This window comes from Acidovorax sp. A1169, from assembly GCF_030704685.1.
In the GTDB taxonomy this organism is placed as follows: Bacteria; Pseudomonadota; Gammaproteobacteria; order Burkholderiales; family Burkholderiaceae_C; genus Acidovorax.
The window spans coordinates 293582-308041 of the sequence record NZ_JAUZDX010000004.1; the positions used below are offsets into that span (position 1 = coordinate 293582).

Genomic DNA, 14460 nt, shown 5'->3' on the forward strand with positions numbered 1-14460 from the left:
ACACCCATACCTTTCACCCTGCCGCTATGCTTGCCCTGCGGCAGTGCGCTCACCACACCTGACCATCCCACAGAGACATCACCATGGACATGAAGACTTCGCCCCTTTCCCTGCTCAAGGACCCGAGCCTGCTCAAGACCGACGGCCTCATCAACGGCCAGTGGGTGGCGGGCGCGAGCCGCTTCGATGTGAACGACCCGGCCACGGGCCTCACGCTCGCCAGCGTGGCCAACCTGGGCCCTGCGGACGCCGAGGCGGCCATTGCCGCCGCCAACGCCGCCTGGCCCGCCTGGAAGGCCAAGACCGCCAAGGAGCGCAGCATCATCCTGCGCAAGTGGTATGACCTGCTCATGGCCAACCAGGATGACCTGGGCCGCATCATGACGGCCGAGCAGGGCAAGCCCCTGCCCGAGGCCAAGGGCGAGGTGGCCTATGGCGCGAGCTTCGTGGAGTGGTTCGCCGAAGAGGCCAAGCGCATCAACGGCGAGACCCTGCCCCAGTTCGACAACAGCCGCCGGCTGATGGTCCTGAAGCAGCCCATCGGCGTGTGCGCGGCCATCACGCCGTGGAACTTCCCGCTGGCCATGATCACGCGCAAGGTGGCGCCCGCACTGGCCGCCGGCTGCCCGGTGGTCATCAAGCCGGCCGAGCTGACGCCGCTGACCGCACTGGCCGCCGCCGAGCTGGCCATCCGCGCAGGCATCCCGGCGGGTGTGTTCAACATCCTGCCGGCCGACAGCGACAACTCCATTGCCATCGGCAAGGTGCTGTGCGCCAGCGACGTGGTGCGCCACATCAGCTTCACGGGCAGCACCGAGGTGGGCCGCATCCTGATGGCGCAGTCGGCGCCCACCGTGAAGAAGATGTCGCTGGAGCTGGGTGGCAACGCGCCCTTCCTGGTGTTCGACGACGCCGACATCGACAGCGCCGTGGAAGGCGCCTTTGCCAGCAAGTACCGCAACGCTGGCCAGACCTGCGTGTGCACCAACCGCTTCTACGTACAGGAGGGTGTGTACGACGCGTTCGTGGCCAAGTTCGCCGCCAAGGTGAAGACGGCCAAGGTGGGCAATGGTTTCGAGGACGGTGTGAACCAGGGCCCGCTGATCGAAGAGGCCGCCTTGGAGAAGGTGCAGCGCCATGTGGACGACGCCGTGGCCAAGGGCGGCACCGTGGTGGCCGGCGGCAAGCGCCTGGCCGGCCAGTTCTTCGAGCCTACGGTGATTGCCAACGCCACGCCCGACATGCTGTGTGCGCGCGAGGAGACCTTCGGCCCCTTCGCCCCGGTCTTCAAGTTCAAGACCGAGCAGGAAGCGGTGGACGCCGCCAACGCCACCGAATTCGGCCTGGCCAGCTACTTCTACACCCGCGACGTGGGCCGCATCTTCCGCGTGGCCGAGGCGCTGGAGTACGGCATGGTGGGCATCAACGTGGGCATCCTGGCCACCGAGCATGTGCCCTTCGGCGGCGTCAAGCAATCGGGCCTGGGGCGCGAGGGATCGCACCACGGCATCGACGACTATGTGGAGATCAAGTACCTCTGCCTGGGCGACATCCAGAAGTAGGCGGCGCAGCGCCAGAAGGCGTTGAAGAACCTCGCCCGGCAACGGCCCGGGTTGGGGCAGAATGCCCGCCGTGCGGCCGGCGACTCCACCACCAAGAGGCGCCCATTCCAGGGCAGCCCACCGGCCGCATGTTCACCGAGGGAAACCATTTTGAAAGCACTGATCCTTGCGCTGCTTACCGTGGCCAGCGCCGCGCACGCGCAAAACTCCGCCCTCACCGTCTTTGAATCGCACGGCACCATGCACTACGCCATGGTGCCTACCGACAAGGCCCGGGACACCCAGTACATGGAGAACGCGGCATACAGGTTCTGCCAGGACCAGAACAAGGGCAGCTGCCGCGTGATGATCTGGGCCGACAGCCTGGACAAGCCCACGGGCAACCCCTTCCATACACGCTATGACGAGAACAGGCTGGCCGAATACCTGCGCAACTATGGCGGGGCGGATGGCATGCGGTTCAATTGCAAGCTGGTGCCCGGAGCCAGCCGCTGCTACCAGCAGTAGCACGGCAACCGGGGGGAAACTGGCGCAGAATCCCCCCGTCCGGTCGGCAAAAGCGCAACCCACGGTGGGTTGCGTGCCTCCCGCCATAGGCAGCCGCCGAGTTGCCTGCCGACTGCGCACACCAGAGGGACATCACCATGAAAGCCTTGATCCTGGCGCTGCTGACCGTAGCCACGGCAACCGTCACCCACGCGCAGACCACCGTCTTCGAGAAGAATGGCAGCATGCAGTACGTCATGGTGCCCACCGACAAGGCGCGCGACACACGGTACATCGAGGACGCCGCCCTGAAGGCCTGTGGCGGCGAAAGCGTCTGCACCGTGATGGTATGGGCCGACAGCCTGGACAAGCCCACGGGCTGGCCCTTCCACCCGCGCTACCGCGAGAACCAGTTGGCCGAGTTCCAGCGCAACTACGGCACGGGCGTGGCGCGCAGCATGGCGTTCAACTGCAAGCTGATTCCCCGTACGTCGGGCATGAACTGCTTCTGACCCTCATTTGTCGCCCGGCGCATCGCGCCGGTTGGTGAAGCTGGCATTGCCCAGCCCCGTGCCCACGGTGAGGATGGCCCAGCGCTCCACATCGTTGGTGAAGGGCATCTCCGACAAGCCCTGCACCACTGCATCGTTGTGCAGGCAGACCTGGGTGCGGCCATCGCCGATGTGCGGCAGCCGCTCGCACAGGTCGCGCGGCAGGTGAAAGCGCGTGCTCTCCCAGTTGCCCGGCAGGTTCTGCGTGCCGCCGGCCAGCGAGCCGTCTTCCACGATCAGCCCGGGGCATGCCACGCCGATGTAGGGGGCCAGGCGGATCTCTTTCTTCTCGGCATAGGCGATCAGGTCTTCGAGGATGGTGGCGATGCCTTCCACCAGCTCGTCGCGCTTGGGCTCGTCGTCGGCATGGGCCCACTTCTCGCGGCGCACCACTTCGGCCTGCGACATGTCGGGCGCGCGGTGCAGGTGGGTCTGCACGATGCCGCAGCGCACGTTGGTGCCGCCGATGTCCACCGCCAGGATGGCGTCGTAACTTTGCAGAAGGGCCGGCGGCGCCAGGTGCACCCAGCCGATCAGCCCGCCTTCGTCTGCGTGGTGGTGCAGGGTGCGCAACTCCACGGGCACCTTCTCGGCCTTGAGGATCTTGCCGGCGCGCGCAATGGAGCGGCCACCCACCTCGCTCTGGTGGAAGCCCCCGCCGACGATGATGCGCTCCACACCCTTCCAGGTCTTGTGTTTCAGAAAACGCTGCACCACATGGGCCAGCTGCAGTGCATAGTCTTCCGACGCGGCCACGATGGCCTGGGCGGCAATGCCATCCTTCTCCAGCATGGCGTCGAGCTGGTGCTTGCTCAGCTCGCGCGTGGACTTGCGCCCCATCGGGTCCTTGCCATCCATGTCCGTGAAGAGCTTGCGCCAGGCGTCGAGCATGTGGCGAAACGCCGTGCGGCTGGCCACGTCGCCCACGAAGCCGTCGCCGTCGCGCAGCTCCAGGCTGTAGCCCTCGATGACGACCGAGGCCAGGCGCATGTCACCATGCGGGCCGAGGATGCCCAACTCGCGCCGGGCCTTGGCCTCCTTTTCCTCCTGCGCCGCACTGGGCTTGTCGGGCGTGGCTTTGTTGGCCTTCGTGTCCTTGTCTTTGTCCTTGGAAGCCATTCATTCCCTCATGCAATGGGGCCCGCACACGGGGCTGAATGGGCATCGTGCCCCATACAGTGACTCAGCGGCGTCAGCCAACGCCTTGAGATGGCCCCACGCCGATCAGGTCTTTGAGGTCTTGCTGAACAAGGTCTTGCCGCGCAGCCCGGCCCATACGGCGAAGAACAGAGATGCGGCGAACACCCAGCCCGAAAGCGCCCCAGCCATGCCGCCCGACAGCAGCGTGCCGATGGTGCAGCCCAGCCCCGTCATCGCGCCCCAGCCCAGCAGCACGCCGCCCGAAAGTCCGCGCACGGCATCGCGCCAGGTGGGCCAGCGCGGCGCGAACTGGCAGCTGGCCAGCGCGGCGATGAAGGCGCCGGCCACCAGCCCCGCGAGCAGCAGCGCATTGGGTGTGAGCCAGGTGGACTGGGGCAGCGTGGCGCAGCCGGCAAAGCCATCGAGCCCGTCGAGCCGGTCCGGTACCAAACCCTGGCCTTGCGCCCATTGGCGCGCCGCACTGCCCAGGGTGGCCGTCACGCCCAATGGCCGCATGCGCACGATGGCCAGCGCGCCGATCAGCCCCACGGCCAGGCCCCCCACCCAGTAGCTCCAGCGCCCGGCCCACAGCCGCAGCCACACGGCGCGCAGGCCAGGGACGCCCACCCCGCGCACGCCCTCGCCCACCGGCTCGCGCGCAAAGCCGCGCCACAGCCAAGCCGCCACTGCGGCCAGCACCGCCAGTTGCGCAAGCAGCGCTCCGCCGTAGCCCAGGTGCGCGGGCAGCCAGACCACGGGTGCATCGGCCACGCTCAGGCTGTACAGGCCGTTCCAGGTCTTGAACCCGAGGATGAAGCCCAGGGCCGATCCCAGCAGCGCAAAGGGCGATACCGCCGAGCCCTCCGCCAGCCGATACCAGTGCGCGCTGATGCACGAGCCCGAGACCACCATGCCGGCACCGAACGACAGGCCGGCGGCCACCAGCACCCAGCTCACCGGGCCGATGTGGATGTCGGGCGGCAGCTTGCCCGGCTGCGGCACCGGCAACCAGCCGCCCAGCACCGCGGTGGTGCCCACCAGACCCACGGCCAGCGCCAGCACAATGGCCAGCAGCCCGCGCGGGTTGCCGTCCTCGAACCAGTCGCGCGCATGGCAGTAAAAGCAAAAGCGCGAGCGCTGCAGCACCAGGCCCAGCACGGCGCCGGTCACCAGGGCAAAGACCAGCGTGCGCCCGCCGGCCAGGCCCTCGATCCAGCGGGTGGACAGGGCCAGCGCGGCCAGCAGGGCCACGGCGGCGAGGGGCGAAAGGAATTGGAACGGCTGTTTGCTTGTCGTTGTCGTCGTCATGTCTGGCGCGCCGGAGCGAAAAAAAGCCCGCCGAAGCGGGCTGTAAAGAGACCCCCTACCAAAAAACTCGGTACGCCTTATTTGGCGGCCCAGACCGTGCCGGCCGGGTTGTTGATGGGCACGCCCACGGCGTTGCCGTATTCGGTCCACGAACCGTCGTAGTTCTTCACGCTGTAGCCCAATATCTTGGACAGCGCGAACCAGGTGTGGCTGGAACGCTCGCCGATGCGGCAGTAGGTGATGACGGGCTTGCTGCCGTCGATGCCCACGTTGGCATAGAGCTTCTTCAGGTCCTCTGCCGATTTGAAGGTGCCGTCTTCCTTGACCGCCTGGCCCCAGGGCACGTTGGCGGCACCAGGGATATGGCCGGCGCGGATGCTCAGCTCGGGCACGCCGGCCGGCGCAAAGATCTTGCCGGAGTATTCGTCGGCCGAGCGGATGTCCACCAGCTTGGCGTTGCTCTTGCCCTCGGCGGCGGCCAGGGTGTCGGTGAGGCGGGCGCGAAGCTGCGTGTTGACCTGAGTGACCTTGTAGCTGGTAGCTGCGAACTCTGGCACGCGGTTGTTGAGCGGCTGGTTCTCGGCCTCCCACTTCTTGCGGCCACCGTCGAGCAGCTTGACGTTCTTCACGCCGTAGATGTCGAACACCCAGCCGCCCCAGGCGGCAAACCAGTTGTTGGTGTCACCGTAGAGCACCACCGTGGTGTCGGGCGCCACGCCGGCCTTGGACAGCAGCGCTTCGAAGGCTTCCTTGCTGACGATGTCGCGGCGCACCTTGTCGTTCAGGTCCTGGTGCCAGGAGAAGTTCACGGCACCGGGCACATGGCTGCGCTCGTACAGGCCCGGGTTCACGCTGACCTCGACGATGCGCACCTGGGTGTTGTCGAGGTTCTGCGCCAGCCACTCGGTGCTGACCAGAGGACCTGCCGGGATGGGCGTGGCAGCTAAGGCCAGCGATGCGCCCAGTGCCATGCCTGCCCCCAGCACCCATGCGCACAGGAGCCGGCCCAGGGGCTTGGCGGGGTGGATCGTCGTCGTGTGCTGCTGGCTCATGCGGGTCATCCTTGTCGTCGGGTGGCCGGTGCTGCAACCGTTGCGGCAACCGATGGACAGAATTTAGAGGCGCCGCGCCATCCGGGGAACAAAGCAAAACGTGGATCGTTATGCGAAAAACGGCGCGGTTGCCCCAGCCCAGGGCATCAGCAGGCACAAAAGACGGGGGAGAGAAGATGAAGAAGCGTTGCGCGATGGCGCAGGGGGATGGAGCGGGTGAAGGGAATCGAACCCTCGTCAGTTGCTTGGGAAGCAACAGCTCTGCCATTGAGCTACACCCGCAGTGCGCCGGATTATAGGGGGTTGCCGGGCCCGTCAGGCGGCCCTGGCCAACACGCGGCTGCGCCCTTCGGTGGCAAGCACCTGCCGGGCATTCAGGCTGCGGATGGAGATGGAGGCGTCCTGCGGTATGCCGCCCGACAGCTGCAAGGCCAGGTAGCGGCCGCAGCTGACGCGCAGGAACGAGGCAAAGTTGTCCACCTCGCCGCGCTCCGCGACCAGTTCGTCGTACAGCCGGGCACACAGCTGGGGCACGCCCATGCCGTCGCGCTGGGCGATCTCTTGCAGCACCTGCCAGAACAGGTTTTCCAGCTTGATGCTGGTGGCCACCCCGTGCAAGCGCACGGAGCGGGCGCGGCTTTCGTACAGGGCGGGGTCGGCGCTGATGAATACCTGGCACATGAGAATTCGCCTTTCAGAACGGCCTCCATCATGGAAGACCGCCCCTGCGGCGTCAAACGGTGCCTACAGGCTGATGCGCGTGCCCAGCAGCGCCAGGAACTGCGCGATCCAGGCCGGATGCGCCGGCCAGGCCGGGGCGGACACCAGGTTGCCCTCGGTCACGGCGGCGTCGATGGCGATCTCGGCATAGGTGCCGCCTGCAATCTCGACCTCGGCCCGGCAGGCCGGGTAGGCGGAGCAGGTGCGCCCCTTGAGCACCCCCGCGCCGGCCAGCAACTGGGCGCCGTGGCACACCGCTGCCACGGGCTTGTTGGTGTCGAAGAAGTGCTTCACGGCAGCGACCACCGCCGGGTAGGTGCGCAGGTACTCGGGGCCGCGCCCGCCGGGGATCACCAGCGCGTCGTAGCTGGCCACGTCCAGGCCTTCAAACGTGGCGTTCAGTGTGAAGTTGTGGCCCGGCTTCTCGCTGTAGGTCTGCGCGCCTTCGAAGTCGTGGATCGCCGTCTTGATGTGGTCGCCGGCCTTCTTGTCGGGGCACACGGCATGCACGGTGTGGCCCACGGCCAGCAGGGCCTGGAACGGCACCATGGTCTCGTAGTCCTCGCAGTAGTCGCCGCACAGCATGAGTATCTTCTTCGCAGCCATGTCTTTTGTCTCCTCAGGGGTATGGGGAGTTCATTGTTGGACTGCGGCGCCGGCGGTGGGTGTTAGCCGGCTACTACATACCCGGCATGCGACATGGCTGCTGCCACTGCAGCCGGTGGCCGCCCGCTAACGTGTTGCAACCAGGCGCGCCTGGCGCTTGGCACGCAATGCCGGTGCTGGCGTGCCCGCATGCGTGCCACTGCTCCCCAGGTTGAACTGCGCCACGGCCCCGACCATCTGCTCGGCCTGGCTGCGCAGGCTGCTGGCGGCGGCCGCCATTTCCTCCACCAGGGCGGCGTTCTGCTGCGTGGCCTGGTCGAGCTGGGTGACGGCTTCGCCCACCTGGCCCACGCCGGCGGTCTGCTCGCTGCTGGCGGCGCTGATCTCCGCGACCATGCTGGCCACGCGCCCGATGGACTGGACCACCTCCTGCATGGTGGAGCCGGCCTGGTCGGCCAGCACCGAACCCTGCTGCACCATGGTACTGCTGGCGACGATCAGTTCCTTGATGGCCTTGGCCTCAGCGGCGGTGCGCTGTGCCAGGTTGCGCACTTCGGCGGCCACCACGGCAAAGCCGCGGCCCTGCTCGCCGGCACGCGCCGCTTCCACGGCGGCGTTGAGGGCCAGGATGTTGGTCTGGAAGGCGATGCCATCGATCACGCCGATGATGTCGGCGATCTTCTGGCTGCTGGTGTTGATGCCATGCATGGTACTGACCACCTGGGCCACCACCTTGCCGCCATCGGTCGCGACCTGGCTGGCACGCACGGCCAACTGGTTGGCCTGGGCGGCACCGTCCGCGTTGTGGCGGATGGTGCCGCCCAGCTCTTCCATGCTGGCCGAGGTCTGCTCCAGCGAGCTGGCCTGGCTTTCGGTACGGGCCGACAGGTCCTGGTTGCCATGGGCGATCTGGGAGCTGGCTGCCGACACGCTCTCGGCGCTGGCGCGCACCGTGCCCAGGCTCTCCAGCAAGCGCACGCGGAAACCTTCCATGGCCTGCGCCAGCGTGCCTATCTCGTCGCGGGACCGGATGCTGACACCCTGCGTCAGGTCGCCCTGCGCGAGGTAGCCCAGCGCGGTGCTCAGTTGCTGCACCGGCGCACCCACCAGGCGCCGCGTGGCCAGCACCAGCACCACGGCCAGCAGCACCAGCGCCACCAGCACGCCCAGCCACAGCCAGGTGAGTGCGCTGCGTGCCTCGCCCATGAGCTCGGACACCGGCGCTTCGGCCACGATGGCCCAGTTCCAGGGCTTGTAGCGCTCCACAGCGACAAAGCGGCGTGCAGCGGCTTCGCCGGAGGGGCGCGGTGACCAGGTGGCCTCGAAATCGCTGGCCTGCTCCGAGCTGGTGAGCGCCGCCAGCCAGGCTTTGCCCTCATCGACCTTTTCGTCAACGACCAGTGCCGGGCCAGAGCCCCCCAGGCCCGCGATGCGGCCACGCGCCGGCCCTGAAGAGACGTCGACCGCGTAGACGGCACCCGTGTCGAACAGCTTCTGCCCTGCCATCAGCTTGCCCAGCCCGTCCAGAATGGGCGCGATGTCAGAGCCGATGAACATGATGCCGATGGTGCGGTTGCCCTCCCGAATCGGTTCGTACACGGTCATGTAGTCCCGGCCGAACAGGTTGGCCCGGCCTATGTAGGGCTTGCCTTCGGCCATGAGGGCATAGGCGGGGTGCTTGCGGTCGAGCAGGGTCTTGAAGGCGCGCTCACCGTCCTGCTTCTTGAGCGAGGTCGTGACACGGATGAAATCGTCACCCGTGCGGGCAAAGATGGTGGCAACCGCCCCCTTGGCATCTGCGGAAAAACGGTCCACCACCTCAAAGTCACCATTGACCGGCACACCCTGAAAGCTCAGCACGGCTTCGGGCTTGCCGTCCGCACCCGGCTGCTCGGCCAGGCTGAAGGCCCCCGGAAAATTGGCCTTGAGCAGCCCGAAGTCGCGCCGTGCCAGTTGCTGCGCCGACTCGTCCATGGTCTTCACCAGGGTACTGACCTGGGACGCATATTGCCGCGCATCGCCACGCGATGCTGCGCCGAAGCTGCTCCACACCATGCTGCTCACCAGTGCCATGGTGGTCAGCAAGACGACCAGCAGGCTGGCCAGTGCCACGAAGGACAGCTTGAAAGCTATGGATCGGGAGGCAAAAGATGTCATGGCACGAATCCCTCAAAAAATCGAATGTCAATAGGTGTTTTTATCTATCCAAATGTAATCGTCGACGACCATCCGCTGGCATTGGCCCGGCATGGCCTGGGGCCATCTGTCTGCATCTTGCGTCTTTGTGACGCATAAAGGCCAGCTCCGCAAGCGTGCAAACAGCATTGCGCAGCATGCACACACTGCAGCAAGCGCTATGCAGCCCGCATTCAGCCTGCCTGACCTTGCAATGCTGCTGCGCGACGGGGGGGTGATGAAGCAGGGCAAAGGCGCCAACGTGCTGGCCGGCCCCTTGAGCGCCCTGCACTACTTTCTGAAGGAACTGCGCGCCTGCCCTGCGCAGGCCCGCCAGCGCTGGAGCGCGGACTTCGACGCGCCGCTGTCGCGGCTGTCGGTGATTTTTACCTGAGCGCGACCGGTCAGCGCCTGGCGTACTGCTGCGCCCCGAACAGCACCTCGCGCGATTGCGCATCGTGTGCGGGCTTGCGCAGGTCGGCCAGCACGGCGATGCCGCGCTGCACCGCGGGGCGGCTGCCCACGGCAGCAAACCAGAGTTCGAGGTGCGGGTGGTCCGACAGGGTGATGCCCTGCTTTTCCCAGTTGCGCAGCCAGGGCCAGACGGCCATGTCGGCAATGGAGTAGTCCTCGCCGCCCAGCCAGGGGCTGTCGGCCAGCCGCCGCTCGATCACGCCATAGATGCGCCGGGCCTCGTTGGTGTAGCGATCGATGGCGTAGGGGATCTTCTCGGGCGCATACAGCCTGAAATGGTGGTTCTGCCCGAGCATGGGGCCCACGCCGCCCATCTGGAACATGAGCCACTGCAGCACCTCGTAGCGGCCCCGGTCATCGGGTGGCAAAAAGCGCCCGGTCTTGCCTGCGAGGTACAGCAGGATGGCCCCTGACTCGAACAGCGTGATGGCCTGGCCGTCCGGCCCTTCGGGGTCGAGGATCGAGGGGATCTTGTTGTTGGGGCTGATGGCCAAAAACTCGGGGCGGAACTGTTCGCCTGCGCCGATGTTCACGGGGTGGGCGCGGTACGCCAGGCCGCACTCCTCCAGCAGGATGTGGACCTTGTGGCCATTGGGCGTGGCCCAGGAATAGACGTCGATCATTGTTATTCCACCTTCACATTGGCGTTCTTCACGCGCTCGAGCTGCGCCTTGCCGGCATCGGCCGCCCAGGCATTGAATGCGGCCGGCGTGGCAAACGGCGCGGCCTCGTTGCCGGTGGCCAGCAGCTTCTCCCGCACCTGCGGATCGGCCAGCACCTTGTTGGATGCAGCGACCAGCCGGGCATACACATCAGGGGACAGCTTCGCCGGGCCGAACAGCCCGAACCAGAACGAGAACTCAAAACCGGGTAGCCCCTGCGAGTCGAGCGTGGGCACGCCGGGTGCCACGGCCGATGGCTGCTGCGTGGTCACGCCCAGCATCTTCACCACGCCCTGGCGGCCCAGGGGCAGCACCGAGGCTGCCGTGCCGAACGACAGGTCCACCTCGCCCGTGGCCACGGCCTGCAGCGCCGGAGCGCCGCCCTTGAAGGGGATGTGCACCATGGTGGCCTCGATGGCCCTCTCGAAGGTCAGCGCCGCCAGGTGCGGCGAACCGCCGATGCCGGACGACGAGTAGTTGAGTTGGCCCGGCCGCGCCTTGGCCGTGGCCACCAGGTCCTTGAGCTGGGTGATGCCGCTCTTGGGGCTGACTGCCAGCACCAGCGGCGAAACGGTGAGGCGGTTGATGGGCGTGAAGTCTGCCGGGGTGTAGCGCACGTTGTACAGATGTTGGTCGATGCCGTACAGCGTGCCCGTGGCCAGGCCTATGGTGTAGCCGTCCGCAGGGGCCCGCGAGAGCAGCGTGGAGGCCAGCGTGCTGCCCGCCCCGGGCTTGTTGTCCACGACGATGCCCTGCCCCAGTTCCTTGCCCATGGCCTCGGCGACGATGCGTGCGATGCCGTCGCCTGCGCCCGATGGCGAGTAGCCCACGATGAGGCGGATGGGCTTGGCAGGGTAGTCGCTGGCCTGTGCGGGGGCCACCAGTCCGAGCAGCAGCAGGGCCCCTGCGATGCAGTGCAGTTTCATGGCGGTGGTTTCCTGTGCCGGCGGCTCATCACTGGCCCGTGAATTGGGGTGGGCGCTTTTGCGCCCAGGCTGCCTGGCCCTCACGCAGGTCCGCCGACTGGTAGGCGCGCAGGATGTCGGCGTTAAGTTCGTCCACGTCCAGCGTGCCCCGGGCCATGCGGTTGAGGTGGCGCTTCATTCCCACCAGGGCCAGCGGCGCCATGCTGGCGCAGTCGCGCGCCAGGCCAGCCACCTCTTCCTCCAGCTGCGCCGCCTCCACCAGCTGCGTGAGGTAGCCGATGCGCAGCATCTGCGCCGCACCGATCTTGCGTGCCGTGAGGAACAGCAGCTTGGCATGGTCCAGCCCCAGCCGGCTCACGTAGCGCTCCATGCCCGAGCGGTAGTAGTGCAGGCCCAGGCGCGCGGCGGGCATGAACATGTCGATGCCCTCGGCGCCCACGCGAAAGTCGCAGGCCAGCGCTAGGTCGGTGGCCCCGCCGTAGACGCCACCGTGCAGCACGGCGATGGTCACGGGCCGCGCCATCTCCAGCCCATCGACCATGCCGGCAAAGTCGATCTTGCGCGGGGCGCCGATACTGCCGATGTCGTAGCCGCTGCAAAAATACTTGCCGGTGCTGCGCAACTGCAGCACCAGGATGTCGGGGCGCTGGTTGACTTGTTCGATCAGCGCGGCCAGGTGTTCCAGGTCATCGGCCGTGAGGCGGTTGGCCTGCTCGGGCCGGCGCAGGGTAATGGTGGCGACCGCGCCGTCGGTGGTGAGTTCGGGAAGTGCGTTCATCGGAATGTCATCGGCCTTGGAATTGGGGAGCGCGCTTGGCCAGGAAGGCGCGGCGTCCCTCCCGGTAGTCTTCGCTGTCGAAGCAGTGCAGCACCAGGGCGGCCACCGCATCGGCGCCTTCGGCCGCATCGGAATAGTGCTCGAAAGCCTGCAGCGCCTGTTTGGCCGCATGCACGGTCAGAGGCGCATTGGCGGCGATCTGTGCGGCATAGGCGGCCACGCGCTCGCCAAGCAGTTCGGCATCCACCACGAAGTTGACCAGGCCCACGCGCAGCGCCTCGTCGGCCTCCAGAAAGCGTGCGCTGAAGAGGATGTCCTTGGCGGTGGACGGCCCCACTAGGCGCGCCAGCGCGGCCACGCCCCGGTAGTCGTAGCCCAGCCCCAGCCGGGCGGCGGGGATGGCAAAGCGCGAGGATGAGGCAGCAAAGCGCACGTCCGCCGCGAGCGCGATCGCCAGGCCGCCGCCCACGCAGTAGCCGTCAATCATCGCAATCAGCGGCTTGCTCAGCGCCGCCAGGCCCGCATGGCCGCGCGCGGCGATGGCGTCGTAGGTCTGCTTCTGCTGCGCGTCGGCCCGGTGCTGCTCGAACTCCGAGATGTCGGCGCCCGAGACGAAGGCCTTGCCGCCTGCGCCCTTCATGACGACGGCGCGCACGGCCGGGTCGCGCTCGAAGGCCTCGGCAGCGATGCCCAGGCCCTGCCACATGTCCAGCGACATGGCGTTGCGCCGCTCGGGGTGGTTGAAGGTGATCCAGCCCACGCCACCCTGCACCTCGGCCAGGATGCGCGGGGTTCCCAGGTCCATCGTGCTCATGCTACGGCCCCTTCGCTGCGCAGGGCTTTGATCGACTCATCGGTGTAGCCCAGCTCGCGCAGCACGTCGTCGGTGTGCTCCCCCGCATCGGGCGCGGCGCGGTGGAAGGCCTCGGCATGCGCGCAGGCCGACAGGTTGATGGGCGAGCGCAGCAGCTGCAGCGCGCCCATCTCGGCATGCAGCGCGGGCCGTGTCATGCGCAGGTGCCTTGCCTGCGCGTCCTCGAAGGCCTGGCCAATGTCGTAAACCGGCCCGCAGGGCACGCCGGCCTGGTTCAGGCGCTCCACGAGTTCGGCCACGCCGAACTGGCGGGTGATCGCGCTGATGGCCTCCTCCAGCTCGCGCCGGTGGGCCAGGCGCGAGGGCTGGTCCTTGTAGCGCTCGTCCTGCGCCAGGTGCGGTGCCTGCAGAAAGTCGCACAGCTTGGTCCACATCGCGGCACCCGGGCCGCAGATGTTGACCTGGCCATCGCGCGCCTCGAAGGTGCCCATGGGCACCAGCGTGGGGTGCGAGTTGCCCTCCTGGCGCGCCACGTGTCCGTCCACGGTGTAGCGCGCGCCCTGGAAGTCGAGCTTGTTGAGCATGGCTTCGAGCAGCGAGGTGTGCACCCACTGGCCTTGGCCCGTGCGCTCGCGGTGCAGCAGCGCCAGCAGGATGCCCTGGCCGAGGAACATGCCGGCCGTGGTGTCCGATATGGCGATGCCGGTGCGGTAGGGGCCGCGCCCGGGCTCGCCGGTGACGGAACTCAGCCCGCTCATGCCCTGCACGATCTGGTCGAGCCCCGGCCGTTCGGCATACGGGCCGGTCTGCCCGAAGCCCGAGATGCTGGCCAGGATGATGCGCGGGTTCACGGCGCACAGGGCCTCGTAGGTCAGGCCCAGGCGCTCCTTGACGGAGGAGCGGAAGTTCTCCACCACCACGTCGCTGCGCTCCACCAGTTGGCGCAAAACGCGCATGCCCTCGGCGGTCTTGAGGTTGACGCTCAGGCTGCGCTTGTTGCGGTGCAGGTTCTGCTCGTCGGAGCCGCGGCGCGGCCCCAGCGTGGGCTTGCGGTCGGGCGGGTCGATGCGCACGACGTCGGCGCCCCAGTCGGCCAGCAGGCGCACGGCCACGGGGCCGGCGCGCGCGATGGTGAGGTCGAGCACGCGGTAGCCCGACAGCGGCAAGGCGGTATTGGCAGGGTTGGCTTGCATGGGCAATTCGTTT

General features: G+C 67.4%; 15 protein-coding genes and 1 tRNA gene. 4 read left to right on the forward strand and 12 right to left on the reverse strand.

The features are described from left to right. Window positions 1-83: 83 nt before the first annotated feature. From QYL93_RS09790 to QYL93_RS09800, 3 genes are all read left to right on the forward strand, one after another. Window positions 84-1562 (forward strand): NAD-dependent succinate-semialdehyde dehydrogenase, encoded by a 1479-nt coding sequence (locus tag QYL93_RS09790; protein ID WP_305743471.1) that lies wholly within the window; start codon window positions 84-86, stop codon window positions 1560-1562. Window positions 1563-1712: 150 nt separating this feature from the next. Continuing rightward, complete coding sequence (locus tag QYL93_RS09795; protein WP_305743472.1) at window positions 1713-2069, forward strand: hypothetical protein; 357 nt, start codon at window positions 1713-1715, stop codon at window positions 2067-2069. A gap of 137 nt (window positions 2070-2206) precedes the next feature. Then, entirely contained in the window at window positions 2207-2560 is a 354-nt protein-coding gene (locus QYL93_RS09800; RefSeq protein WP_305743473.1) for a hypothetical protein, read from the forward strand. A 3-nt stretch (window positions 2561-2563) separates the two neighbouring features. Here QYL93_RS09800 and QYL93_RS09805 read toward each other — a convergent pair whose 3' ends face one another. From QYL93_RS09805 to QYL93_RS09835, 7 genes are all read right to left on the reverse strand, one after another. Continuing rightward, entirely contained in the window at window positions 2564-3718 is a 1155-nt protein-coding gene (locus tag QYL93_RS09805; protein ID WP_305743474.1) for an ROK family protein, read from the reverse strand. Window positions 3719-3823: 105 nt separating this feature from the next. Further along, entirely contained in the window at window positions 3824-5047 is a 1224-nt protein-coding gene (locus QYL93_RS09810; RefSeq protein WP_305743475.1) for a YeeE/YedE family protein, read from the reverse strand. A gap of 77 nt (window positions 5048-5124) precedes the next feature. Next, entirely contained in the window at window positions 5125-6018 is an 894-nt protein-coding gene (locus tag QYL93_RS09815; protein ID WP_305743534.1) for a sulfurtransferase, read from the reverse strand. A 289-nt stretch (window positions 6019-6307) separates the two neighbouring features. Then, window positions 6308-6381: transfer RNA gene (locus tag QYL93_RS09820), tRNA-Gly, on the reverse strand. Window positions 6382-6414: 33 nt separating this feature from the next. After that, entirely contained in the window at window positions 6415-6780 is a 366-nt protein-coding gene (locus QYL93_RS09825) for a ribbon-helix-helix domain-containing protein (protein WP_305743476.1), read from the reverse strand. A 63-nt stretch (window positions 6781-6843) separates the two neighbouring features. Then, a complete protein-coding gene (locus QYL93_RS09830) occupies window positions 6844-7425 on the reverse strand; it encodes a DJ-1/PfpI family protein (protein ID WP_305743477.1) in 582 nt (193 codons plus the stop codon). Window positions 7426-7551: 126 nt separating this feature from the next. Beyond that, window positions 7552-9582 (reverse strand): Cache 3/Cache 2 fusion domain-containing protein, encoded by a 2031-nt coding sequence (locus QYL93_RS09835; RefSeq protein ID WP_305743478.1) that lies wholly within the window; start codon window positions 9580-9582, stop codon window positions 7552-7554. 199 nt (window positions 9583-9781) lie between these two features. Between QYL93_RS09835 and QYL93_RS09840 the strand changes: the two genes are divergently transcribed. Beyond that, the gene (locus QYL93_RS09840; RefSeq protein ID WP_305743479.1) at window positions 9782-9994 is read left to right on the forward strand and encodes a hypothetical protein; all 213 of its coding nucleotides are present in this window, start codon (window positions 9782-9784) and stop codon (window positions 9992-9994) included. Window positions 9995-10004: 10 nt separating this feature from the next. Here the strand turns inward: QYL93_RS09840 and QYL93_RS09845 are convergent, their stop codons facing one another. The 5 genes from QYL93_RS09845 to QYL93_RS09865 are packed head-to-tail and all read right to left on the reverse strand — an operon-like array spanning window position 10005 to window position 14447. Then, on the reverse strand, window positions 10005-10697 hold the full coding sequence (locus QYL93_RS09845; RefSeq protein WP_305743480.1) for a glutathione S-transferase C-terminal domain-containing protein: 693 nt from the start codon (window positions 10695-10697) through the stop codon (window positions 10005-10007). Between the two features lie 2 nt (window positions 10698-10699). After that, window positions 10700-11662 carry a tripartite tricarboxylate transporter substrate binding protein gene (locus tag QYL93_RS09850; RefSeq protein WP_305743481.1) on the reverse strand — a complete coding sequence of 321 codons (963 nt, stop codon included), beginning with the start codon at window positions 11660-11662 and terminating at the stop codon, window positions 10700-10702. 28 nt (window positions 11663-11690) lie between these two features. After that, on the reverse strand, window positions 11691-12440 hold the full coding sequence (locus QYL93_RS09855; protein WP_305743482.1) for an enoyl-CoA hydratase/isomerase family protein: 750 nt from the start codon (window positions 12438-12440) through the stop codon (window positions 11691-11693). Window positions 12441-12447: 7 nt separating this feature from the next. Beyond that, complete coding sequence (locus tag QYL93_RS09860; RefSeq protein ID WP_305743483.1) at window positions 12448-13254, reverse strand: enoyl-CoA hydratase; 807 nt, start codon at window positions 13252-13254, stop codon at window positions 12448-12450. Beyond that, complete coding sequence (locus QYL93_RS09865; protein WP_305743484.1) at window positions 13251-14447, reverse strand: CaiB/BaiF CoA-transferase family protein; 1197 nt, start codon at window positions 14445-14447, stop codon at window positions 13251-13253. The genes QYL93_RS09860 and QYL93_RS09865 overlap by 4 nt, the downstream gene beginning before the upstream one ends. Window positions 14448-14460 lie beyond the last annotated feature (13 nt).

Coding starts and splice junctions, on each gene's coding strand:
- QYL93_RS09805 (WP_305743474.1), bottom strand. CDS start 3,718: ATGGCTTCCAAGGACAAAGACAAGGACACGAAGGCCAACAAAGCCACG.
- QYL93_RS09825 (WP_305743476.1), bottom strand. CDS start 6,780: ATGTGCCAGGTATTCATCAGCGCCGACCCCGCCCTGTACGAAAGCCGC.
- QYL93_RS09855 (WP_305743482.1), bottom strand. CDS start 12,440: ATGAACGCACTTCCCGAACTCACCACCGACGGCGCGGTCGCCACCATT.
- QYL93_RS09835 (WP_305743478.1), bottom strand. CDS start 9,582: ATGACATCTTTTGCCTCCCGATCCATAGCTTTCAAGCTGTCCTTCGTG.
- QYL93_RS09800 (WP_305743473.1), top strand. CDS start 2,207: ATGAAAGCCTTGATCCTGGCGCTGCTGACCGTAGCCACGGCAACCGTC.
- QYL93_RS09830 (WP_305743477.1), bottom strand. CDS start 7,425: ATGGCTGCGAAGAAGATACTCATGCTGTGCGGCGACTACTGCGAGGAC.
- QYL93_RS09845 (WP_305743480.1), bottom strand. CDS start 10,697: ATGATCGACGTCTATTCCTGGGCCACGCCCAATGGCCACAAGGTCCAC.
- QYL93_RS09790 (WP_305743471.1), top strand. CDS start 84: ATGGACATGAAGACTTCGCCCCTTTCCCTGCTCAAGGACCCGAGCCTG.
- QYL93_RS09850 (WP_305743481.1), bottom strand. CDS start 11,662: ATGAAACTGCACTGCATCGCAGGGGCCCTGCTGCTGCTCGGACTGGTG.
- QYL93_RS09860 (WP_305743483.1), bottom strand. CDS start 13,254: ATGAGCACGATGGACCTGGGAACCCCGCGCATCCTGGCCGAGGTGCAG.
- QYL93_RS09815 (WP_305743534.1), bottom strand. CDS start 6,018: ATGGCACTGGGCGCATCGCTGGCCTTAGCTGCCACGCCCATCCCGGCA.
- QYL93_RS09840 (WP_305743479.1), top strand. CDS start 9,782: ATGCAGCCCGCATTCAGCCTGCCTGACCTTGCAATGCTGCTGCGCGAC.
- QYL93_RS09810 (WP_305743475.1), bottom strand. CDS start 5,047: ATGACGACGACAACGACAAGCAAACAGCCGTTCCAATTCCTTTCGCCC.
- QYL93_RS09865 (WP_305743484.1), bottom strand. CDS start 14,447: ATGCAAGCCAACCCTGCCAATACCGCCTTGCCGCTGTCGGGCTACCGC.